The following is a 22,765-nucleotide window of genomic DNA, read 5'->3' as shown; positions in this document are numbered from 1 at the left end:
CTCTTGGTACCTGCAAATCGGCACGGTAACCAATGCCGAGGATTATCTGCCCGGCAGCCACAGCCAATGATGCCCGGGGCGGCTTGCCCGCCCCGGGGTTTACGGCTTACTGATTGCGCGTCACGCGCCAGATGGTGTTGGCGAGGTCGTCGGCGATGATCAGGGCGCCTTTCGGGTCCACGGTGACGCCCACCGGGCGGCCGCGGGTTTTCCCGTCGTCGGTGCGGAAGCCCGTGGCGAAGTCGACCGGCTCACCGGCCGGTCGCCCGCCGTTGAACGGCACGAAGATCACCTTGTAGCCCACCGGATTGTCGCGGTTCCAGCTGCCGTGTTCACCGACGAAAACGCCGTTGGCGAACGGCTCGCCCATCTCCGGGATGGAGAAGTCGACACCCAGTGCGGCGACGTGGGAACCCAGGCTGTAGTCCGGCTTGATCGCCGCGGCGACTTTCTCCGGGTTGTCCGGCTTCACCCGCGTGTCGGCGTTCTGGCCCCAGTAGCTGTAGGGCCAGCCGTAGAACTCGCCCTCGCGCACCGAGGTCAGGTAATCCGGCACCAGGTCGGGGCCCAGCTCATCGCGCTCGTTGACCACGGCCCAGAGCTGGCCGGTTCCAGGTTGAATGGTCAGCGCCGTGGGGTTGCGCAAGCCGGTCGCGTAAGGTTTGTGGGCGCCGGTCTCGGCATCGACCTGCCAGACCAGCGCGCGGTCGGCTTCGACCTCCATGCCCCGCTCGCCGATATTGCTGTTGGAGCCGATGCCCACGTACAGGTAGCGCCCGTCCGGGCTGATGGTCAGTGCCTTGGTCCAGTGGTGGTTGATCTGCGACGGCAGGTCGGTGACCTTGGTCGGCGGGCCACCGGCTTGGGTCTGGCCATCCTGATAATCGAAGCTGACCAGCGCATCCTGGTTGGCCACGTACAGCTTGCCATTGCCGAAAGCCAGGCCATAGGGCGCATTGAGGTTCTCGGCGAACACCGTCTGCACCTCGTAGGTGCCGTCGCCGTCGGCATCGCGCAGCAGCGTCAGGCGGTTGCCGCCTTTGACCTTGGTGTTGCCCTGGGCCTTGATATAGCCGGCGATCACGTCTTTGGGCTTGAGCTTGGCGGCGTTGCCGCCACGACCTTCGGCGACGAGGATATCGCCGTTGGGCAGAACCAGGGTCTGACGCGGAATCCGCAGATCGGTGGCAATCGCCGTGACGCTGAAACCGTCCGGCACCACGGGTTTGCGATCGCCCCACTGTTCCGGCTCGGCGATCTTCATGCTCGGCAACAAACCCCGCTGTGGCTCCGGCAACTTGGGGTCGGGGCCACGTGCCTGGGGGGTATCCGCTTCGCCACCGCAGGCGCTCAGCAACAGCGCCATGCTCAGGACAGTCAGTGCGCTTGCCGTTCTCATTCTGCACCTCCCGAACGCAGGCCGCTGAGGCCGATCCACGCGGTAATGCTGATCAGCACGGTGACGACGAGCGACAGTACCAGCCCAGCGGGCATCACGGCCCATGCGTCCTTCGCGTGCTCGAAGGCGTTGACCAGCCCGAGCCCCCAGGTGATCAGCAGCAGCAGGAAATACGTGAGTGGGCGCCCGGCCTTGCGCTCGGCACGCAGCAGGTTGGCCAGTGCGAACAGCAGGGCCAGGCCGCCAAACACCAAGCCACCGGCAATGAGCCAGGCGGCGAAGTTGCTCCACTGGATCTGGAAGGTCTTGTAGTAGGCGAAATCGCTCAGCAGGGCACCGAGAAACAGCGGCACGCTGCCGGCGAGCAGGATCGCGTGCAACGGGCTTGGCGTGCTTCGGTAGACGGGGTAAGCGGTGACGTTCACGGACAGCTCCTTATCGTTCAGCGACACGGAATGAGGCTCTGCGCGGGAGGCGTCGGGCCCATCGGGCCGGCGCTGACCCCGCATAGCAGAGGATCGCGCTGTCAGAACGTTAGTTCATCTCCATTGCCCGACCGAAATATTTTGAAAAATCGGTGGCGATCCCCCGCAGAGGATCTTCCACACGTGAGTGCCTGGATCGGCAGCATCGTGGCCTGGGTCGAGCTTGGCGATACCCAAGTAACTTTCCGGCCGCTCGAGCGTGCTCACGAAGGCTTGGGCAGATACCCCGGCAGGCTCTCAAGCTGCTCGAGCCACCGCCCGACATGGCGGTAGGGGCCAAGATCCACAGCGCCCTCCGGCGCCGGCACCACGTAGGGGTAGACCGCGCAATCGGCAATCGGAGGTCGCCCGATCGCCAGCCAGTCGTGGTGTTCCAGGTGGTTGTCGAGCAACGCCGACACCCTGGGCGATTTCTCCAGGGCGGCGGCATGATCCAGGTCGTAGCCGAACGTCTGCACCAGTCGCGCGCTGCTGAGGCTGTGCTGCACCTCGTTGGCGGCGAACGACAGCCACTGCAGGTAGCCGCCTGGCCCTGTGGATGAGCCGGCCACCAGGCCAGGCCACCGTAGGCACCGGCGAGGTAGACGAGAATCGCCTGGGAGTCGCGCAACACCTGCTTGCCATCCTGCAGGATCGGCAACGCCCCCAAGGGGGTGAGGTCAACCAGCGGCGGCGGCTTGTGCGCGCCATTGACGAAATCCACCGCCTCGATGTCCAGCTCGATATTGGCCAGCGCGGCGAACAGGCGAACCTTGTAGCAGTTGCCGGGAGCATCCAGATCGTACAGTTAGACTGTGTATCTCCATCGACGAGTGGATTGAATTCAAGGACGTTCCGTCCGGATCGCGGATGAACAGCGCGATGCGCCTGGGGCCGATGTGATGTGGCCCCTCGGTGATGACGATCCCCTGCCCCTGCGGCCACAGCTGGCGCGCCTGCAGGTCGTCGACAATGAATGCCGGAGGTCATGCCGGGCAGTTTTATCGGTGCATCCAGCAACGCGTTGTGGGCCCTGGGCACACGCACACCGTTGAAGATCAGGTTGATGCGTACACCGCCCGGGGTGAGCATCTCGTTGGCCTCGAATTCGGGAAAGCTCGCGCTCGCCACAAAACCGAGTGCCAGGTAGAACGACAGCGCAATGTCCTTGTCGCTGACGCCAACTCCGATAGGGTCGTATGCCATGATTCGAGCGGGGTTCGATCACGGGTTCATGTTGGAAACTCCGGGTTGGGTCGGTTCCCGAAGTTTCTACCCGGGCGCGCGTCGCACCTATGCTGTGAACCTGACAACACCTGCGCAGTGATCGCACTTGAGGCGGCCACCAATGCGGCCAGGTAGGGGCGCTGTCGCAGCCTGGTGGAGCGCTGCTCGTGCACTGGGCAAAGAGGCTGGAGAAGCGCGATGCACCTTGACCCTGAGCTGGATCGAAAACAACGGGCCGGTGGTACGGGAGCCACTGCGCAGCAAAGGTCATGGAACGACCATGATCGGTGCCCGCCCGCGTACTGCGTTAGCCGATGCCGCCGTGCAGTGCTACGAGGTGTCGGGTTTCAATCGCCGCATGCCCCCGCTCAGCCGTCGGCTGGACCGGGAAAAAGACTGAATGGCGCAGCCGGTTGAGCGGCCATCGTACCGCCACGGATCGCACTCAGTGTGCCAGGCGTTGTTCCACCGCGTGGTACAGCACATCCAGTTTCCAGGGTTTGGGGATGAAGGTGGAGTGCTGCGGCAACTGGTCGGCCCTCAGCTGCATATGCCCCGATGTGAGTATCACCGGCAGGCCGGGCCAGCGAACCCAAACGATTTCGGCCAGTTCCCAGCCATCGAGTTGCCCGGGCATCCGGATGTCGCTCAACAGCAGGTCCACAGGCTCGTGCTCCAGGTGGTACAACGCCTCGTCGGCCGAGGCACACTGAATGACGTCCAGGCTCAACGGCGAGATCAGCTCGACGAGCAGGTCTCGCAGCATTTCTTCATCCTCGGCGAGTAACACGGTGAAGGTCATCTGGCTGAGCCTGTTTGCTGGATAAACAGTTAGGCTACGTCTGCCGCGTGACGTCTCACAAAGTGGACGGGTGGTCACCGAGGGCCGAACGCAACCCATCCGCCTCGTTACGCGTACCGATTACGGCAGAGCCAATGCCGGTGGGTTGTCGCCCCTTGAAGGCCAGTCGAATGACTGGCCTGTCGTGCATCGCGGCACGCTCGTGGCGCCTCGTGCGTCGCGGACGGTTACTGCCGCGCACCGTCGCCGTCGCGGCCTTCTTCGCCGCCTGCATGGGGATAGGCGCGGCCAGGCCCGGGGTGTTGCGAGGGTGCGCCGCCGCCCAGGCCAGTGGCCTTGGACATGAGCAACTGGGCGAACGCCTCGACGCTCATGTCCTGGCCGTTGAACCTCACCTTGTCGTCGGCATAATGCAGCGACGCTTGCAGGGTGTCGCCTTCGAGAGTCAGCAGCCCGGTACCCAGGGCCATGCCGCTGCCCATTTCGGTGAACATGGCCGCCTGGTCTTCGATTGCCTTGGCATCGGTTTGGCCCTCGATCGTCGCCTGAGCACGAACGCCATCACCGATCACCGCCTTGGCGACGGACAGCCTGGCATCCAGTTTGGCTATCACCTGCTTGGCGATCTCGGCTGGCGGCAGCTCGAACGACTCCGGCGCCTCCAGCTCCAGCGCGATGTTCAGCGATGCTTCACCGTTGGCGGTATGGAGGCTGAATTTTTCCAGGGCGATCTGCGGCCTGCCGCTCAGCAGCGTATCGAAGTCGCTCTTCAGACGGGTTTCTTGCGCAGGAGAGAAGACGAATTCCGGGACATCCTGGCCGTTGGCCTGAGCCTGCTGGATGGGCTTGAGTTTCTCGCGGTACAGCTCGAGCACGGACTGCGTGGCAGCGGCATCGATGTTGTTCAGTGACCAGAGCATGTGCATGCCGGCGAGATCTTTGCCATCGTAGCTGACCATACCGATGTCGTAGGCCATGCGCCCACCGAGCAGATTGCCGGTTTCCTGCAGGCTGCCGGACTGGGCCAGGTCCTTGATCAGCACAGGCGGTTTGTCGCCGACCTCGATCTGTGCGGTGGCCAGCCTGAGGCTGCTGTCGCCGAGGTAGAAATCGCCGCTGCCCAGCGTCTGCTCGCTGTTCAGGGCCAGGCCCCGCAGTTCCACCTGAATAGGAACACCGTCGCGGCCGGTGGCGGTAACGAGCAGGCTATCCATGGCACCGACGGCCTTGAATGCGGCAGCGTGCTCGCTGGCTTCGCCCTCTACCGTCAGACCGGAGAACGTGACCCTGGAGGTCGGCGTGGGGGCGAAGTCCAGCGGGGCGAACACCAGGCTACCGCGGGTGGAACCGTCATAGCCCAGGCTGCCCTGGCCGACGAGCGGCGCCGCGCCCTTGGCGGCAGCGAACCACTTCTGGGTGTAGTCGTTGGCTTCTACGCTGTAGTGGCTGGCGGCCATGACCGGCCACAGATTGAGACGTTTCAGGCGCGAGGCTGGCAGCGGGCCGTGTTCGATGTGGTCCACCAGCAGAATCTCCATGTGCCTGGGCGGCTTTTTGCCGTCCGGCGCATCGAAGGTGAAGCGGTAGTGAGCGGTGCTGCTGAACAGCCGAGTCTGCAACGACACCAGTTCCAGGCTGGCGGTTGCCCCTGAACCGAGCAGTGCGTCCTGCCCCTGCTGGTTGGCTTGGGCAATGGCGCTTTGCAACACCCCGGGCAATCGAGTGCCGGTGTACCAGGCCCCGAGCGTGCCGATCACGCCAACCGCTACCACTACGCCTGCCGCTATTCCTGCAATTTTCTTCATCGTCTGCTCAATGCATGTCCATGATTGAATGGTGAGCCTTTCCAGCCTTTGCGCGACGAGCGCGGCACGGCCACAGGCGGCGGCAATGGTAGCACCCTGCCGCACGCGATTCTCGGCCCTGAGGATGGGCATCTCGGCGATTTCCCGCCGGTTTGCCAGGCAGGCGCAGGCCCACTCTCCATGCTCGCGACGCCTGGACATGACGCTTCATCGGCAAATGGCCTGGCACGCGAACATGAGCTGAATCCTTCTGCTGCCCGCGCAGTCATACCTCACCAGTAGCGCCCCGAATCCATTCGGGCTTTTCTTCCGGCCGGCTACAGGCCCTGATCGAGGTGCAGATATGGCTACGCAGAGTGAGATGGCGCTGGAGCAAGCCATGTTGGCCGTTTTGGGGGCATGCATCGACCTGGGTTATGACGTCGACAAGCTGACCAGACAGGCCCAAGTGCTGGTGCTGGACAACAGCAAGTACAACTATGTCGAGCAACCCCAGGCCACCACGCCGCACGAGGCGATCGAGCGGGCGCTGTCGACGGTGAAGAGCGCGCCACGCTTGTAGGGTCTGTTGACGTTTCAATGCGAGCCGCGTTGCTGCGAGAACTCTCGCCAGGCCGGGCGGCGATCCGCGAGGCGGAGGACGCCGGGAATGGACTAGCCGTCCGCGCCTTCCCTTTTCGAGTTCTCCAACGACGCATGGCGAGACGTCCCGCCTGATCCTCGCCACGTGCCATTGGCCGCAGTGGCGGCCGTCAAGGATCCAGTAGCCGGCGCAGCGCCGAGAATGGCGCTAGCACGCAGAACACGCCATAGGCCAGCAAGCGCGTGAAGATCCGTGCCGGCAGCGGCGCTGGCCGCCATACGGACTCGGGCACGAAATGGCCCGCAGGGCGAAAGTGCGCCAGCGGCCGGGTCAGGAAGCCGTGCCACAGGCCGTCCGGTGAAATCAACAGGCGCAGGTTCTCGGGGATGAAGAAGCCCGAGTGCCCGTACGCCTCGCTGCGCACGTTGAGAACATTGTCCGCGCCATACCCTACTACCCCGCCAGGCCCGGCGCCGGGAATGGCGTATTGCGCATAGGGCACCGCCGCATCCTGGCCGCCGACATGATTCAGCACCGCCTCCACCCGGCCCTCGGCGACCAGCCGACGCCAATCGAAATCCGGGCGCACGATGCTCGCCGCGGTGATGATGCGGCCGAATTTCAGGTCGGCGAAATCCGCATCCTCCAGCACGCGCGAAAGCAGCAGCGTGCCGAAACTGTGGGCGATGATGTCGGGCCGAGGCGGACGGTGGCCTTTCTCCGCCTGGGCGATGGCGATCCGCATGCGCTCGCCAAGGCGCCTGGCGAGCCGTCGGTGCATCCAGCGAGCGAAGACATCGATGGTCGCCCAGCCGTATTTGTAGATCAGCACAGGGGCGCCATAGTTGAGCTGGTTGGCGATTTGCCAACTGAATTCCTCTTGCCATTTGGCGCGGCTGTTCATGCCATGGATGACCATCATCCAGCGGATATCGCGGCTGGGCTCGCCCTGCAGCCGATAGAAAGGCTCGACGACGGCCTCGTGCCCCGTCTGCAGATAGTCCGTGTGACAATACGGACAGGAAGCAGGCGGGCCGCCCGGTGGCAGCACCCGGTTACAGCCGCGCACCGGGCAGCGATAGGCTTCGATTCTGCGAACTGCCGCAGAAGCCAGAAGCCTGTCGACAAAGGTCTGCAGGCGGTCGTCGCCGTCCCGGGCGTCGACCGCACTGGCGAACTGCGCCAGAGTGAACTCCAGCTCGACGCCCCGCTCCAGGCGTCGGTCGATTTCCGCCTGCCAGCGATCGTGCGGTGAGGGGCTCATGGCGTGTTGTTGTAAGCCCAGAGCAACTCGACGATACGCCGCACATCCTCGCGCTTGCACTTTGCCCAGATCCGCAGCCTGCCCTCACGGCCATAGACCTGGACGGCGATGCGTCGGCTCGTGCCATGCTCCTCGGCGGCGAAATGCAGCATGCCCTGAGCGCGGTCGAACTGGCCGGTATCCACGGCCTGCAAGACCACGCGCACCGGCTCCACGGCGTCGATGCCACCCTCGGCCAGGGTCGAGGCCATTTCCACATAGCCGCCGTCGAGTTCGAAACGCGTGGCATGCACACCCTTGCCGGTCACCGCTGCCACCTTCACCGCCTGGTTGAGCGCAATCGACCGGGAAGCCACATCCGCGCAGCCGATGGCCGCCAGGGTGTCGCGCACGTCCTGGAAGACCGACTGGTGGTCGATCTCCGGATTACGGTGGATGAGGATCGCTGCGTAGGGGTCGCCGAACCGCCATGCATAGCGCACGACACTGCGGTCGAGGCGCTGCCGATAGGCCTCGAAGCGATAATGCTCCAGCCCTTCAGTGGTGGCAAAGTCCTTGGGCTTGTAGCGATTCCAGCCCGCCTTGCACTGGTGCCAGACCAGCGACAACCCGCCGTCGCCGAGGTCGATGTGCTTGAGGGCCAGCACCTCGGGAAAATCCATACTGGCGCCCGCCTGCAGCGCAGCGGCATGGGGGCTTGCCGCAATGCCGGCGGCGAGCGCGGCGACCTCGACCTGGGGCGGTTCGAACAGATAGAGGTGCTGGTCCCCCCAGCCCTCGACTTCCGCCAGCCAGGCCTCCAGGCTCGCCTGGGTCAGCGCCTCGGCATCGATGGCCGCATCCAGGTTGGCGGCGAAATCGTCCTTGCTCGCCCCGATCCTGAAACCGCTGCCACGCAGCAGCTCCTTGATGAAGGCATTGCCCTGAGCGACGACCACCTGTCGCACCAGTTGCTTGAGTTGCAGTTTGCTCAGCGAATCCGTGCCCATGCGCTCTCCCGGCGATGCGAAGGGTCATGTTGGCGCGCCTGCGGCACGACATGACATAGCCATACGCCATCATACTGTGTAGCGAGCGCAATGGGGCATCGGGATCATCGGCGGCGCACCTGCCGACGAGTCGTCGCTGGCATGACTGCACCGCGTCGCGCGTGCTTGAAATCACGCCGGTCACCAGGCCGAGGCGCAGACGGCCTACCTGGCTACAGGACCATCACGTTCGGCTGTACTAGCGAGGGTCGCCAGCGCCAGGTTCGCGCTTCGACGGCGTTTCAGGCGGGTGGCCGGGAATCGCTCGCCCCGCGCCTGCGGGCTCCATCGCCCTCCTGGTCTGCGCGATGAAGTCGAGCATCACGGCTTGTAGCAATGCGGTGTTGGCCAACTGGGCGTTGCTCAGGCATCTGCGTCCCATGCATCGGCCGTCTCTGGACATGGCCTTGAAGCATATGCCGGTAGGGCCTCTTTCGAGGTCGAGCTGGCAGCCTGTTTCATTGGTAAATTTATTGATGTATAGGTCCATAAGCTTGTGAGGTGGAGAGACGCGGATCGGTTCGTATTGTATCGATACCACTCGTCCTGCCATGCTGAGATGCGTCTGCCGGCGCCGGCTGGCCCCTGTCCGTCAACCTCCCCACTCGGCGAAAGCGCTACGCGGTATAATTCGCGCGTTTGACGTCCGGAGGTTTCCAGCGCCCTGTTCCGGCAAGCGTCCGAGCGTGTCGCAAGACGAAATGCGCCCAGCCGGGCCGAAGGCGAGAGTGCCTCTGGCGGCAAACGCCTGGCCGTTGTCCACCTGCAAGCACAAGGTGTCCCCGTGCAATCCACCAAAGACTTCGATTGGTCATCGACGCCGCTCGGCGCGCGCGAGAACTGGCCGGCTGCCCTGTGCACCGTGTACGCAATCATGAGCACCAGCAGCTTCGCCATGTGCGCCACCTGGGGCCCGGCGCGCACCCTCCTGTATAACGATGCCTACGTGCCTTTTCTGGGCGAGCGCCACCCTGCCGCCCTGGGCATGCCCATACAGGACGTGTGGCCGGAGGTCTGGCCCACCATCGGCCCGCTGGTGGAAAAGGTGTTGAATGGGGTGCCCGTCCACGACGAGAACATGCACCTGGCGATGACCCGCAACGGCTATCCGGAAGACACCTACTGGACGTTCTCATACAGCCCTCTGGCCGATGCTTCCGGAATGATCGCCGGCTTCCTCAACGTGGCGATCGAGACCACGCAGTTGGTGACCATCCAGAAGCCCGCCATCGCCAACGCCGAACGGGTGCAGTTGGCCCTGGCAGCGGGGGCCATCATCGGCACCTGGTTCTGGGACCTGCCCAGCAACCGTTTCACCGTGGATGAAGCCTTTGCACGCAACTTCGGCCTCGATCCGGCGCTCGGCCGTGATGGCCTCAGCCTGCAACAGGTGGTCGAGACCGTTCACCCCGATGACATCGATAGCCTGCTCGCCGCCATCGACGAAACGATATCCCGCGGTGGGCCCTATGCCCACCAATATCGGGTGCGCCGTGCCGATGGCCGCTATTACTGGCTGGAGGCCAATGGTCGCGTGGAACTGGCTGCCGATGGCAGCGGGCTGAGCTTCCCTGGCGTGCTGATCGACGTGGAAGAACGTCGTGCCATCGAAGGCGAACGTGACCGCGCCATCGCGCGGGTGATGGCGCTCAACGACGAATTGGAGCAGAAGGTCATCGCGCAGACCTTCGAACGGGGCCGTACCTGGCAGGTAACCCCGGACCTGCTGGGTGTCATCAATCAGGACGGCTATCTGGAAGCGTCCAATCCGGCCTGGCAGACAACCCTCGGCTGGTCGGCAGAAGAACTGGCCAGCAGCCACTTCCTGACCTTCGTGAACCCCGACGACCAGGCCGAAAGCCAGCGCGTCTGGGAGCGGGTCAAAGAGGCCGGTGAGCCGGCGCTGGGTCTGGAGAATCGCTTCGCGTGCAAGGACGGTGGCTGGCGCTGGTTGTCCTGGGTCGCGGTGCCCAGCGGCGGGAAAACCTACTGCTCGGCACGCGATGTGACCCGCGAGAAGCGCAACCGGGCCGAGCTGAGAAAGCGCACGGCCGAGCGCGACCGCCTGTGGGAAAGCACCAACGACCTGATGGGCTCTGCGGGGTTCGACGGTTACTTCAAGAGCCTCAACCCGGCATGGTCACAATTGCTTGGCTGGGAAACCGGGCAGTTGCTCGCCGCGCCCTTCATCGAGACGGTGGTCGAAGAGGACCGGGCGGATGTCGGCGCCCTGCTCGAGCGCCTGAGCAACGGCGGGAAGGTCAGTGGTTTTACCAGCCGCCTGCGCTGCAAGAGCGGTGAGGCCCGGTCGTTCCTGTGGACGGTGGCGTCCGACCCGGCAGGCGCCATCGTTCATTTCGTCGGCCGCGATGTCACGGCCCAGCACATGGCCGAGGAATCGCTTCGCCAGTCACAGAAGATGGAGGCCATCGGGCAACTGACCGGCGGGATCGCCCACGATTTCAACAACCTGCTGGCGGGCATTTCCGGCTCCCTGGAATTGATGCAGCTGCGTATCGAGCAGGGTCGCTTCCATGAGCTGAGCAGGTACATGAGTTCGGCGGAAACAGCGACCCGCCGCGCTGCCGCGCTGACGCATCGCCTGTTGGCGTTCTCGCGCCGCCAGACACTGCTGCCCAAGCCGACGGACGCCAACCTGCTGATCGCCGGCATGCTGGAGATGATCCAGCGCACCGTCGGCCCGGCCATCCGCCTGGAGAGCGAATTGCACGCCAATCCGTGGACCGCGCTGGTGGATGCCTCGCAGCTGGAAAACACCCTGCTCAACCTGTGCATCAACGCCCGCGACGCCATGCCCAACGGTGGCACGATCAGAACCACCACGCAAAACCTGTGGATAGACGCCGGGCTCGCTGCCACCCTCGGCCTGCCCGAGGGCCAGTACCTGAGCCTGGCCGTCCAGGACAATGGCGTGGGCATGCCAGCCCAGGTCGTCGCACGGGCGGTGGAACCCTTCTTCACCACCAAACCGTTGGGCGAGGGCACCGGCCTCGGCCTGTCCATGGCCTACGGGTTCGCCAAGCAGTCCGGTGGGCAGATGCGCATCACCTCGACGGTGGGTGAAGGCACCGTCGTGACCCTCTATCTACCCCGCCACGACGGCAAGGCGGAAGTCGAAACGACACCGTCCCCCCTTACCGGGCACACCCTCACGGGCGAGAAAACCGGCAGAACCGCCCTGGTGGTCGATGACGAACCGGCGATCCGCATGCTGGTCGGCGAGGTGCTCGAAGAACTCGGCCTGCAGGTGATCGAGGCCGCCGATAGCGCCGATGGACTGAGCATTCTGCAATCCGATGCCCAGGTGGATTTGCTGATCAGCGATGTCGGCCTGCCCGGCGGCATGAATGGTCGGCAGATGGCCGATGCCGGATTGGCTCGACGGCCGGCGATGCCGGTGCTGCTGATCACCGGCTATGCGGAAAACGCGCTGCTCACCGACGGCCAGCTGGGCTCCGGCATGGCGGTACTCACCAAGCCTTTCACCCTCGAGGCATTGGCGTCGCGAGTGCGCGAGCTGCTGGCGTGACCGCTGCCTGCTGCCGGGACGAGGCTCTCAGCCCAGGGCGTCCTGGTAGTCCTTGACATATTGGCTGGCCAGCGAGGTCTTCTGCTGGGGGGTCAGCATCTTGCCCGCCTGCTGGAAGAAGCTGTGCTCTTCATCCTCCAGGTGGTGGAAGATCTTTTCCTTGAGCTTGCGGGCATTGGCGATCCACGCCGGGCTGGAGGGATCGGTGTCTTCCAGGGTCTCCAGCAGCTCGTCCATTTCGTGGTGTTCGGCGACACCATGGCGAGAGAGGTCGACGCCAGAGTCATGCTTCATCAGCGGTGAGTAGAAGAATCGCTCTTCCGCGCGAGCATGGGCGAGCAGTTCCTCCTTCAGTTCACGGTAATACCTGGCACGCTCGGGGGAATCGCCGTGGGTGGCGACCAGCGCCTCGGCCATCGAACGCTGGCGATCATGGCTCTCTCGCAGGGCTTCGAAAATCTGCATACACGCTCTCTCATCAGCTTGGGGATTGTCCGTGGCCTTTAGCAGCCATCTGGACCGTCAGACCGAAGCAGGAAAATTGTGGTTCAACCATTTGCCTCGCGGGCGAGGGGCAATATCCCTGTGAGTCACGCTCGCGGGTTCGAACCCGGCCGCGCGTGACACGCCGTATCAGCGGCGCCGGTCGAGCAGGTTGACCACCAGACGATCCAGCCAGCCCCACAGGCGCTGGCGCAGTCGCGTCCAAAGCGGCCGGGCCTGCCACATCTGCAGGTCGACCTCACGGCTCTGCGGGAAGTCGCTGGCGAAACTCAGTTGCACCGCCCGGGTGAAATCCGCATCCAGGGTCTCGACGTTGGCGTCCAGGTTGAAGCGCAGGTTCCAGTGGTCGAAGTTGCAGGAGCCGACGCTGGCCCAGTCGTCGACCAGCACCATCTTCAGGTGCAGGAAGCGCGGCCGGAATTCGAAGATACGCACACCCGCCTTGAGCAGCCGCGGGTAATAACGCTGGCCCGCGAAGCGCACGGCCGGGTTGTCGGTGTGTCGCCCGCTGAGCAGCAGGCGCACGTCGACGCCTCGCGCCGCGGCCTTGCGCAGGGCACGGCGCACTCGCCAGGTCGGCAGGAAATAAGGGGTGGCCAGCCATACCCGCTGCTCTGCCCCATTCAGGGCGTGGATCAGCGACTGCAGGATATCGCGGTGCTGGCGGGCATCGGCGTAGGCCACCCGGCCCCAGCCCGCTCCGGCCTGGGGCTGGTGGGGCAACGGCTTGCGGTGCGGCGTCAGGTACGGGCGCCAGGCGAACCGTGCATTGTTGGCCTGCCACTGGCGGTCGAACAGTTGTAGCCAGTCGGCCACCAGCGGCCCATTGATCTCCACCATCACTTCATGCCACGCACTCACCGCTTCGCCGGGCGTCCAGAACTCGTCGGTGGAGCCGGTTCCGCCGACGAAGGCGACCCCGGCGTCGACCACCAGCAACTTGCGGTGGTCGCGGTACAGGTTGCGCGCGCCACGGCGCCAGCGTATCGGGTTGTACCAGCGCAGCTGTATGCCGGCATCCAGCATCGATTGCCGGTCGCCCGCGCCGAGGCCCTGGCAGCCGAAGGCATCGAACAGGCATCGTACCGCCACGCCACGCTGCGCGGCCTCGCACAGCGCCCGCAGCAAGGCCTCGGTACAGGCACTGCTGACCACCAGATACTGCTCGAGCTCGACCGTCTCGCGGGCCGCGTCGATGCACGCGATCATCCGCGGGAAGAAAGCCGGGCCATCGTTGAGCAGGGTGAAGCGATTACCTTCCCGCCAGGGAAATACCTGACCAGGCATCAATCGCTCTCAGAAGGCAGAAGGTGGGACGACGGGCGCATGGCATCTCGGCCGAGGGCTGGGGATGCGCCACGATAGCCGCCCGCGCGCGCCTTGCAAAGCGCCATCCGGGGTAACCAGGACGGTTGTGCATCAGCGTCTCTGGCCGCACATCCGGCAGCGTTCGCCCACCATCACGCCCGTGCAACGCTGGCAGTCGCCGTTCAGGGTGCCGCGGCGCCAGTGCCAGATCTGCAGCAGCCGCTGCGCAGCCCACAAAGCCCCGCACACCGGCAACGGGATCATCCAGGGAAAGATCGCCCGCGCGGCCTGCGCCCCGGATGGCAACCCATCGCCCTGCTGAGACAGCGCCAGCAGCCCCATCATCGCCACCAGGCCACCGGCGATGAGGAGGAAGGGCAGGCCCAGGTTTCTGATGAAGAACATTCGCGATCCACGCTTCAGGCTGTCGGGCGCACAGGGTAAACAAGGTGACGGCCAGCCTGCACCTGATCGTTCGCCGTGCTCGCCGCCACGGCGCCTGTCACATAAGCATCACCGAAGCTTCACAGTGGTGACACCCGCCCTGCCTAGCCTGAATTTGTTTCCTGAGTTTGCTCAGGTCAGCAGGCCAATCTGGTTCGAGTGTGCAGCGATGCTGCCCCGGCCGCAACGGAGGTAAGGCATGACCCAGAACGCCATGGCATCCGCGCGCAGCACCCCTTCCCGTCGCCTGCAGGCCGAACGCCTGACCGGCGCGCGCGCCCTGCGCGAGGCCCAGGCCCTGCGCTTTCGTGTGTTCAGTGCCGAGTTCGACGCCAAGCTCAAAGGTGCCGAGCAGGGCCTGGATCAGGACGACTACGACCCGCATTGCCAGCATATAGGCGTGCGTGACCTGAACAGCGGCGAGCTGGTGGCCACCACGCGGCTGCTCGATCACCAGGCAGCCGCCGGCCTCGGGCGCTTCTACAGTGAAGAGGAGTTCGCCCTGCATGGGCTGCCTCACCTGCAAGGCCCGCTGCTGGAAATCGGTCGTACCTGCGTGGACAGCGCCTACCGCAATGGCGGCACCATCGCCGTGCTCTGGGCCGAGCTGGCCGAGGTGCTCAACGAAGGCGGTTATCGCTACCTGATGGGCTGCGCCAGTATTCCCATGCAGGACGGCGGCATCCAGGCCCAGGCGATCATGCAGCGCCTGCGCGAACGCCACCTGTGCACCGAGAACCTGCGGGCAGAACCGAAGACGCCCCTCCCCGCCCTGGCCCTTTCGGGCAATGTCATCGCTGAAATGCCACCCTTGCTCAAGGCATACATGCGCCTGGGCGCCAAGGTCTGTGGCGAACCGTGCTGGGACAAGGACTTCCAGGTCGCCGACGTGTTCATCCTGCTCAAGCGCGATGAGCTGTGCCCGCGTTACGCGCGGCATTTCAAGGCAGCGGTCTGATCGGAAATCGCCTATGAGTAATCTGCGTTTGTACGGACGTCTGGCTCGCCTGCTGGCGGTGATCGCCGCCGGCACCCTGCTCGCCGCGTCCCTGGTTCCCCTCGAGCGGCTGACCCGCCGTGACCTGGCGGGCCTGCGTCAGCGCCTGACCCGCTGGTTTCTGGCGCGCCTCGGCAATGCCCTGCCCTTTCGCGTCAGCGTAGGCGGGCAACTCCCGCAAGCACCCATGCTGTGGTTGAGCAATCACGTTTCCTGGACCGACATCCCGCTGATCGGCATGCTCGCGCCGCTGTCGTTTCTGTCCAAGGCCGAGGTGCGCACCTGGCCGGTCGCCGGCTGGCTGGCGCACCAGGCCGGCACGCTGTTCATCCGCCGTGGCGCGGGCGACGGCGGCCTGCTCAATCAGCAACTGGGCCGGCACCTGGGCAGCGGTCGGCACCTGCTGATCTTCCCCGAAGGCACAACCGGCGATGGTACGGTGCTGCGTACCTTCCATGGGCGCCTGCTGAGCAGCGCCATCGACCGTGCGGTGGACCTGCAGCCTGTGGCCATCCGTTACCTGCGCCGTGGGCAACCTTGCAGCGTCGCGCCCTTCATCGGCGACGACGACTTGCTCTCGCACCTGCTGCGCCTGCTGTCCAGCGATATCGCCGAGGTGCGTATCCAGCTGTTGGCGCCGATCGACAGCCGCTCGGGCACCCGCAACGAACTCGCCCGACGCGCCCAGGCCGCGGTCAATCAGGCGCTGTATGGCGAAGCCGCAGTGCGCCAGGCGGCCTGATTCAGCCGTGTGGCGGCACCACCAGCATGTCGCCGGGATAGTCCGCCAGCATGCGACTGGCCACGCTGCCGAGCAGCAGGCGCTGAATGCCCTGGCGAGCGTGGGTGCCCATCACCAGCAGATCGGCACCGGTATCCTCGCTTACCCGCTCCAGCGCCTGCGTCGCTTCGCCGATAGGCACATGCAGGCGTGCCTCAGGCAGCGCCACCCCGGCCTTCTCCAGGCCCAGTTGCAGTTGCTCGCGGGCCTGGCGGGCCTGGGACTGGAACAGGCGCTGCTCGTTGCCCACTTCGGGCAGCACGCTTACCGGTATCGGAACGACGGCATGCACGACATCGCAATGCTCGAGGTCGAGCAAGCCCAGCTCCCGCCCACGCCGCAGGGCCAGCATCGAAGCCGGCGACAGGTCCAGGGCCAGCACAGCATGGCCGTAATGCCCCGACACCGGGCGGGTCACACGCAGCACCGGGACATGGCAGGCACGGATCAGCCGCGCCACCGTGGTGCCGTTGAACAACTCGCGCAGCCGGTTGGGCCGATGCAGGCCCACCACGATCAGATCCGGCTGCAAACGTTCGGCGGTCTCGACGATGACCTGCTCCACCACCCCGCGCAGCACCAGCACCCGGGGATGACTGCCGGCCTGCTCCGCGACCTGCCGAGCCTGCTCCTGCAACAGCGCTTCGGCGCGCTGCACATGTGCCGTTACAAACTCGTCGGGAGCACCGTCATCGACCACATGCAACCAGATCCACTCACCGCCGCCCTGCTGGCTCATCAGTTGTGCAGCGCGCTGTATGGCTGGCGTGGAGCGTTCGGAGAGATCGGTCGCCACCAGTAGTTTTTTCACTCTTGCCACCTCGCGGGCACTGGATTCATGCCTATTGAACGCCGCAGGTGAGCGTCGAATCTTGACCCATGTCAGACCACGGGCAGGCAGCCGGGCTAACGTTCTTCGCATGGCAACCCATGGAGACGTCGATATGCCCCAGCGACACCACAGCCCTGCGCAGAGCAACTGGCACGCCCTGGACCCGCAGCATGCCCTCGAGCAACTGGGCAGCAGCGACGCGGGCCTGAGCCCCGACGAAGCCAGCCAGCGCCTGCAACGTCATGGCGCCAACCGGCTGCCACCGCCGCCGCGCCGTGGGCCGCTGCGCCGCCTGCTGGCGCAATTCCACAATGTGCTGTTGTACATGATGCTGGCTGCCGCACTGGTGACCGCCGCACTCGGCCACTGGCTGGATACCACGGTGATTCTCGCCGCGGTTGTGGTCAACGCGATCATCGGCTTCATCCAGGAAGGCAAGGCCGAGAATGCCCTGGATGCCATCCGCAACCTGCTCTCGGCCCACGCCATGGTGTTGCGTGGCGGCGTGCGCCGGGAAATCGCCGCCGAACAGCTGGTACCCGGCGACGTGGTGCTGCTGGCTTCCGGCGACAAGGTGCCGGCCGACCTGCGCCTGCTCAGCGTGAAGAACTTCAATGTCGAAGAAGCCGCACTGACCGGCGAGTCGGTGCCGGTGGAGAAATCCGTCGCTGCCGTGGCTGCCGATGCCGCCCTCGGCGATCGGCGCGGCATGGCCTATTCCGGCACCCTGGTCAGCAGCGGCCAGGCGGTCGGCCTGGTGGTCGCCACCGGCGTCGACACCGAACTGGGGCGCATCGGCACCCTGTTGCGCCAGGTACAGAGCCTGTCCACGCCGCTGCTGCGGCAGATCGACCGATTCAGCCGCTGGCTGGCACTGGCCATCGTCCTGTTCGGCGCCGCGACTTTCGCGCTGGGCACGCTCTGGCGTGGCCAGCCGGCGGCGGACATGTTCATGATGGTGGTGGCGCTGACCGCGTCGGCGATACCCGAGGGCCTCCCGGCGATCATGACGGTGATCCTCGCCCTCGGCGTGCAGCGCATGGCCAGGCGCAACGCCATCGTGCGGCGCCTGCCGGCGGTGGAGACCCTGGGTTCGGTGACGGTGATCTGCTCGGACAAGACCGGCACCCTGACGCGCAACGAAATGACCGTGCAACGGGTGGTCAGCGCGGCTTCCATCATCGATGTCAGCGGCGTCGGCTACGCGCCCGCGGGAGGTTTCCAACGCGATGGTCAGGCACTCGCCGACGGCGATGCCGAACTGCAGGAAATCGGCCGCGCCGCCCTGCTGTGCAACGATGCACGGCTGCAGCAGGACAGCGACGGCCACTGGCTGCTGCATGGCGACCCCACCGAGGGCGCGCTGTTGACCCTCGCGCTCAAGGCTGGCCTGGATGCCGACGCGCTGCACGGCCAGTTGCCGCGCAGCGACGTCATTCCGTTCGAGTCCGAACACCGTTTCATGGCCACGCTGCACCATGACCATCAGGGCCACGGCGTCATCTACCTCAAGGGCGCGCCGGAGCGCCTCCTGGAAATGTGCAGCAGCCAGCGCGGCGGCGACGCTGGCGAACACCCCCTCGACGCCGACTACTGGCGCCGCCAGGCCACCGACCTGGCCGCCCGCGGCCTGCGCCTGCTGGCCATCGCCAGGCGCGAGGCGCCGTCCGGGCAACGCAACCTGGACCTCGCCGACGTCGAACAGGGCTTCACCCTGCTGGCCCTGGTCGGCATCATCGATCCCCCTCGCGAAGAAGCCATCGCCGCGGTCGCCGAATGCCGATGTGCCGGCATCTCGGTGCGGATGATCACCGGCGACCACGTCGACACCGCCCGCGCCATTGGCGCGCAGCTGGGCATCGGCATCGACCGCCCGGCGATGACCGGTGCCGAGATCGAACTGCTCGACGACCAGCGCCTGGCCCAGGTGCTGCCCACCATCGAGGTGTTCGCCCGCGCCAGCCCGGAACACAAGTTGCGCCTGGTACAGGCCATGCAGGCCAGCGGCCAGGTGGTGGCGATGACCGGCGACGGGGTCAACGACGCCCCCGCCCTCAAGCGCGCCGACGTCGGCGTGGCCATGGGCCGCAAGGGTACCGAGGCGGCCAAGGAGGCCGCCGAAGTGGTACTGGCCGATGACAACTTCGCCAGCATCGCCGGTGCGGTACGCGAAGGCCGGGCGATCTACGACAACCTGAAGAAATTCATCCTGTTCATGCTGCCCACCAACGGCGGCGAGGCGCTGATCATCATCAGCGCGATCCTGTTCCATCTGACGCTGCCGCTGACCCCGGTGCAGGTGTTGTGGATCAACATGGTCACTTCCAGCACCCTCGGCCTGGCCCTGGCCTTCGAGCCATCGGAGAGCGGCCTGATGAAGCGTGCCCCGCGCGACCCCGCCGAGCCGCTGCTGTCAGGGTTCTTCGTGTGGCGCGTGCTGATGGTCTCGGTGCTGATGATGGCCGGCGCCCTGGGCCTGTTCCTCTGGGAGCTGGAACGCGGCACCAGCCTGGAAAGCGCGCGCACCATCGCGGTGAACACCGTGGTGATGTGCGAAATGTTCTACCTGATCAACAGCCGCCATGTCTTCGACTCGGTGCTCAGCCGTGAAGGGCTGCTGGGCAATCCTGCCGTACTGATCGCCATCGCCGCCTGCGTGCTGCTGCAACTGCTGTTCACCTATGCCCCAGCGCTGCAACAGGTGTTTGGCTCCAGCGCGCTGAGCGCCGGCGAATGGCTGCGGGTGCTGGCGGCCGGCGCCCTGCTGTTCTGCATCGCCGAAGTGGAAAAAAGCGTGATCAGGCGCATACGCAGCGCCTGATCAGGCGGATTGCCGCCGCTGCCAGCGGCGAAAGATCGGTTCGGCGAGGAACAGCACCACGAACAGCCGGATCACCTGCATGGCGGTGACCAGCGGCACTGCCAGTTGCAGGGTTTCCGCGGTCAGGCTCATCTCGGCGATACCCCCCGGCATCATGCCGAGGGTCAGGGACTGGAAGTCCAGTCCGCTCGCCCAGCCGATCAGCAGTGCCGCGAGGCATGCCACCAGCATCATCGCCAGGGTGGTGATCAGTGTGCGGGCCAGAAACGAGGGCGCGTAGCGGAAGAAGGCACGATTGAAGAAGCAGCCCAGCGCGCTGCCGATCATCAATTGCCCGGCCTGGCTGGCGCCCGCCGGCAGGCCGCTGTGCAGGTCGAAGCCGATGCTGAGCAGCGCACTGACCAGCAACGGCCCGAACAACCAGGCGTTCGGCTGTTTGAAGCGCTGCATCAGCCAGCCCGCCAGGCCTGCCAGCGGCAGGATCAATGCCAGCCAGGGCCAGTCGGTGTGAATGGGATGCGCGAAGACCTCACCATCCCCGATCAGGAACTTGAACAGCGCCGGTACCAGCAACACCACCGCGACCACCCGCAGGCTCTGCGCAGCGGCGACCCGGGTCAGATCGGCGCCGTTGCGCGCGCCGAGGTTGACCATCTCCGCCGAACCGCCGGGCATGCTGGAAAAATAGGCGGTCGCGGTGGTTTCACCGGTACGGCGCATGAACCACACACCGATGGCGCTGCTCAGCACCGTGATGAAGGCGCCGATGACGATCGGCAGCAGGTGCGCGGCAATCTGCTCGACCAGCGCAGAGGTGAAGTGCAGGCCGATACCGATGCCGATGATCCACTGCCCGAATTTGCGCCCGCCAGGCAGCGCCTGCAGCTGCCAGGCGGTAGTGCAGCGCACCAGAATGACCGCGACCAGCGAGCCGATCATCCAGGGTAGCGGCCAACCAACGGCGCTGGCGATCAGGGCGCCTGTCGCGCCAACCAGCGGCGTTCCAAGGTAATTCAGGCAATGGCCCTTGAACATCGTGTCCTCTTGGGTCGATAAGGCGACAGCACCGGTATAGCCGGCAGCACGGGCGGAGACCCAGCGTCTCATCGGGCAACGACCAGCCAGGTCAATGCCGTCGATGATCGAGCCCGGTGGGCGCTGGAGAGCAGGGGGAGCCCTGAGACGATGCTTTTCGTCGTGACACAGCTCTTCCGATCACTGGAACGACCCGGTGAGAAGCACGTTGTAGCAACGTCTCACCGGTCTACCAGGGAGGGCAATATTGATCTTTATTAAAACAAAAAACAATACTAATTTATGGTAACGACATCCTCTGGGCTCTTTGCGCCCAGCGGATTACAGAGCAGAATGCAACGCCTGGCTCATCCGACCAGCCAGCTCGACAGCGCTCCCCGGACGAGAATCGACGCCCACCCTAATGACTCAGGAAAACAACACCCCGATAGCGCTCACCGCCTTGCAGAAACGCGTCGCACGCGAGGTCATCGCCTACGTGCGTCACGAGCGCCTGCCCGTCGGTCATCACCTGGCGGAATCCCATCTGGCACGGGCCCTGAACACGTCACGCACACCGGTGAAATTCGTGCTCAACCACCTCGCCGAGCGCGGCATGCTCAGGCACGATCGTAACCGTGGCTTCTTCCTCGCCCGGGCGGCCGACGATCTCAATGACCTGGTGCTGGAGATCGCCGCAGCCGAAGAGAATTCGGTGTACCTGAAATTCGTCGAACTGCGCCTGTCACGCCAGCTCCCGGAGCACCTCGGCGAGATCGACCTGATGCGCGAGTTCGGGGTATCACGCACCGAACTGCGGTCGGTGCTGCTGCGCATGCAACAGGAGGGCTGGGCCGAGCAGCGCAGCGGCCAGGGCTGGCGGCTGCTACCGGTGATCGATTCGATAGAGGCCTATGAGGAAAGCTTCAGCTTCAGGGTGACCATCGAGCCCGCCGGCCTGCTGTCACCGACTTTTCAGGTCGACCAGAAGGTGCTGGCGCTGTGTCGCCAGCAACAGGAATACATCGCCGCCACCGGCTACCTGAGCATGACCACTCAGGAGCTGTTCGAAGCCAACTCGAAATTCCACGAGATCCTTGCCGGCTTCTCGGGCAACCGCTTTCTGCTGCAATCGCTGAAACGCCTGAATGGCTTGCGCCGACTGGTCGAATACAGCGTCGACCTGCCACGGCCGACGCGGCGCAAGCAGGTGCTCGAGCACCTGCAGATTCTCGACCTGATCGAGCGTGGCGACCGCCTCGGTGCCGCCGACCGGTTGCGGGCACACCTCGAGGGGGCCAGGCGCAACAAGCTCAACCCGGCACTGCTCGAACGGCTCGGCCTGCAGAGCGAAGACTAGCCCTGTGCACGCTGCTCGCCGGCGAAGGCCATGAGCAGCGGATAGAAGGTGCTGAAGTCCTCGCTCAAGGGCTCGTAAAGACGGCGCAAGTCGTCCAGACCGCCATCCAGCAAGGCGGGCCGTGACAGGCGCCGGGCCATGCCGGCGAGCACCTGGCCGAGCACCTCGAAATCCCGATAACTGCCCAGCCAGTCCTGGGCGGCCATGCGCGGCGCCATGTGCTGCAGGTTGCCGGGCAAGCGCGCCTCGGCGGCCAGCACCTGGTACACCCGGGTGGTGAAGCGATCCAGCGGCTGCTCGCTGTAACGCTGCCAGTCCCGTGCCAGGCAGTGGTCGAAGAACAGATCGAGAAAGATCCCGGCGACCCGCCGGCGCTGCGCGGGAAAGCGCGCTCGAGCCTGGGCTTGCAATGGATGGCTGTCGGTGAAGGCGTCGATTCGCCGGTGCAGCGCGATGGCGGTTTCGATGCCGGCCGGCCATTGTCCGGCCAACGGCCCTTTGACGAAATCGCCATACAGGCTGCCGAGCAGTTCGGCAGGCGCGTTTCCGCCCAGGTGAAGATGTGCGAGGTAGTTCATGCCC

At 65.3% G+C, this 22,765-nt stretch carries 18 protein-coding genes and 2 pseudogenes; 6 read left to right on the top strand and 14 right to left on the bottom strand.

The window, feature by feature from the left end:
- Positions 1 to 106: 106 nt before the first annotated feature.
- The 6 genes and pseudogenes from BLR94_RS10925 to BLR94_RS10895 all read right to left on the bottom strand — a co-directional run bounded on the left by BLR94_RS10925 (position 107) and on the right by BLR94_RS10895 (position 5,697).
- On the bottom strand, positions 107 to 1,399 hold the full coding sequence (locus BLR94_RS10925; RefSeq protein WP_084304785.1) for a PQQ-dependent sugar dehydrogenase: 1,293 nt from the start codon (positions 1,397 to 1,399) through the stop codon (positions 107 to 109).
- Positions 1,396 to 1,824, bottom strand: a complete 429-nt coding sequence (locus tag BLR94_RS10920; protein ID WP_084304977.1) for a DUF2231 domain-containing protein — start codon at positions 1,822 to 1,824, stop codon at positions 1,396 to 1,398. The genes BLR94_RS10925 and BLR94_RS10920 overlap by 4 nt, the downstream gene beginning before the upstream one ends.
- A gap of 263 nt (positions 1,825 to 2,087) precedes the next feature.
- Positions 2,088 to 2,671: pseudogene (locus tag BLR94_RS28245) on the bottom strand (glutathione S-transferase family protein).
- A 5-nt stretch (positions 2,672 to 2,676) separates the two neighbouring features.
- Positions 2,677 to 3,069, bottom strand: a pseudogene (locus BLR94_RS27925) (VOC family protein); the annotation flags it as partial.
- A 466-nt stretch (positions 3,070 to 3,535) separates the two neighbouring features.
- Positions 3,536 to 3,892, bottom strand: a complete 357-nt coding sequence (locus BLR94_RS10900) for a response regulator (RefSeq protein WP_084304783.1) — start codon at positions 3,890 to 3,892, stop codon at positions 3,536 to 3,538.
- Positions 3,893 to 4,119: 227 nt separating this feature from the next.
- Positions 4,120 to 5,697: a YdgA family protein gene (locus tag BLR94_RS10895; protein WP_167359743.1), complete on the bottom strand. Its 1,578-nt coding sequence runs from the start codon at positions 5,695 to 5,697 to the stop codon at positions 4,120 to 4,122.
- 343 nt (positions 5,698 to 6,040) lie between these two features.
- Here BLR94_RS10895 and BLR94_RS10890 point away from each other — a divergent pair, with 343 nt between their 5' ends.
- Positions 6,041 to 6,259 (top strand): hypothetical protein, encoded by a 219-nt coding sequence (locus BLR94_RS10890; protein WP_084304781.1) that lies wholly within the window; start codon positions 6,041 to 6,043, stop codon positions 6,257 to 6,259.
- Positions 6,260 to 6,449: 190 nt separating this feature from the next.
- Here BLR94_RS10890 and BLR94_RS10885 read toward each other — a convergent pair whose 3' ends face one another.
- Entirely contained in the window at positions 6,450 to 7,544 is a 1,095-nt protein-coding gene (locus tag BLR94_RS10885) for a lipase family protein (protein ID WP_084304780.1), read from the bottom strand.
- Entirely contained in the window at positions 7,541 to 8,533 is a 993-nt protein-coding gene (locus BLR94_RS10880; protein ID WP_084304779.1) for a hypothetical protein, read from the bottom strand. Before BLR94_RS10880 ends, BLR94_RS10885 begins: the two co-directional genes overlap by 4 nt.
- 823 nt (positions 8,534 to 9,356) lie before the next feature.
- Here BLR94_RS10880 and BLR94_RS10870 point away from each other — a divergent pair.
- Positions 9,357 to 12,122 carry a PAS domain-containing protein gene (locus BLR94_RS10870; protein WP_244158142.1) on the top strand — a complete coding sequence of 922 codons (2,766 nt, stop codon included), beginning with the start codon at positions 9,357 to 9,359 and terminating at the stop codon, positions 12,120 to 12,122.
- 27 nt (positions 12,123 to 12,149) lie between these two features.
- Here the strand turns inward: BLR94_RS10870 and BLR94_RS10865 are convergent, their stop codons facing one another.
- The 3 genes from BLR94_RS10865 to BLR94_RS10855 form a co-directional block, all read right to left on the bottom strand.
- On the bottom strand, positions 12,150 to 12,587 hold the full coding sequence (locus BLR94_RS10865) for a hemerythrin domain-containing protein (RefSeq protein ID WP_084304777.1): 438 nt from the start codon (positions 12,585 to 12,587) through the stop codon (positions 12,150 to 12,152).
- A 168-nt stretch (positions 12,588 to 12,755) separates the two neighbouring features.
- Entirely contained in the window at positions 12,756 to 13,913 is a 1,158-nt protein-coding gene (locus BLR94_RS10860) for a phospholipase D-like domain-containing protein (protein ID WP_084304776.1), read from the bottom strand.
- 132 nt (positions 13,914 to 14,045) lie between these two features.
- Positions 14,046 to 14,339, bottom strand: a complete 294-nt coding sequence (locus tag BLR94_RS10855) for a hypothetical protein (protein WP_084304775.1) — start codon at positions 14,337 to 14,339, stop codon at positions 14,046 to 14,048.
- Between the two features lie 238 nt (positions 14,340 to 14,577).
- Here BLR94_RS10855 and olsB point away from each other — a divergent pair, with 238 nt between their 5' ends.
- Together olsB and BLR94_RS10845 are read left to right on the top strand one after the other, a co-directional pair.
- The gene (olsB, locus tag BLR94_RS10850; RefSeq protein ID WP_084304774.1) at positions 14,578 to 15,336 is read left to right on the top strand and encodes an L-ornithine N(alpha)-acyltransferase; all 759 of its coding nucleotides are present in this window, start codon (positions 14,578 to 14,580) and stop codon (positions 15,334 to 15,336) included.
- 13 nt (positions 15,337 to 15,349) lie between these two features.
- On the top strand, positions 15,350 to 16,117 hold the full coding sequence (locus BLR94_RS10845) for a lysophospholipid acyltransferase family protein (RefSeq protein ID WP_084304773.1): 768 nt from the start codon (positions 15,350 to 15,352) through the stop codon (positions 16,115 to 16,117).
- A 1-nt stretch (position 16,118) separates the two neighbouring features.
- Here the strand turns inward: BLR94_RS10845 and BLR94_RS10840 are convergent, their stop codons facing one another.
- Entirely contained in the window at positions 16,119 to 16,967 is an 849-nt protein-coding gene (locus BLR94_RS10840; protein WP_084304772.1) for a universal stress protein, read from the bottom strand.
- Between the two features lie 133 nt (positions 16,968 to 17,100).
- Here BLR94_RS10840 and BLR94_RS10835 point away from each other — a divergent pair, with 133 nt between their 5' ends.
- Positions 17,101 to 19,809 carry a cation-transporting P-type ATPase gene (locus BLR94_RS10835; RefSeq protein WP_084304771.1) on the top strand — a complete coding sequence of 903 codons (2,709 nt, stop codon included), beginning with the start codon at positions 17,101 to 17,103 and terminating at the stop codon, positions 19,807 to 19,809.
- On the opposite strand, the gene BLR94_RS10830 is transcribed toward BLR94_RS10835, so the two are convergent.
- Entirely contained in the window at positions 19,810 to 20,844 is a 1,035-nt protein-coding gene (locus BLR94_RS10830; RefSeq protein ID WP_084304770.1) for an AbrB family transcriptional regulator, read from the bottom strand.
- Positions 20,845 to 21,247: 403 nt separating this feature from the next.
- On the opposite strand from BLR94_RS10830, the gene BLR94_RS10825 reads away from it, so the two are divergent.
- Entirely contained in the window at positions 21,248 to 22,183 is a 936-nt protein-coding gene (locus tag BLR94_RS10825; protein ID WP_084304769.1) for a GntR family transcriptional regulator, read from the top strand.
- Here the strand turns inward: BLR94_RS10825 and BLR94_RS10820 are convergent.
- Complete coding sequence (locus BLR94_RS10820; RefSeq protein WP_084304975.1) at positions 22,180 to 22,761, bottom strand: acyl carrier protein phosphodiesterase; 582 nt, start codon at positions 22,759 to 22,761, stop codon at positions 22,180 to 22,182. The two genes, BLR94_RS10825 and BLR94_RS10820, sit on opposite strands and share 4 nt — an antisense overlap.
- Between the last annotated feature and the right edge of the window lie 4 nt (positions 22,762 to 22,765).

Source organism: Phytopseudomonas flavescens (assembly GCF_900100535.1).
GTDB classification, from domain to species: domain Bacteria; phylum Pseudomonadota; class Gammaproteobacteria; order Pseudomonadales; family Pseudomonadaceae; genus Aquipseudomonas; species Aquipseudomonas flavescens.
The sequence above is the reverse complement of the archived record's forward strand: the minus strand, read 5'-3'. Positions and strand labels throughout refer to the sequence as shown.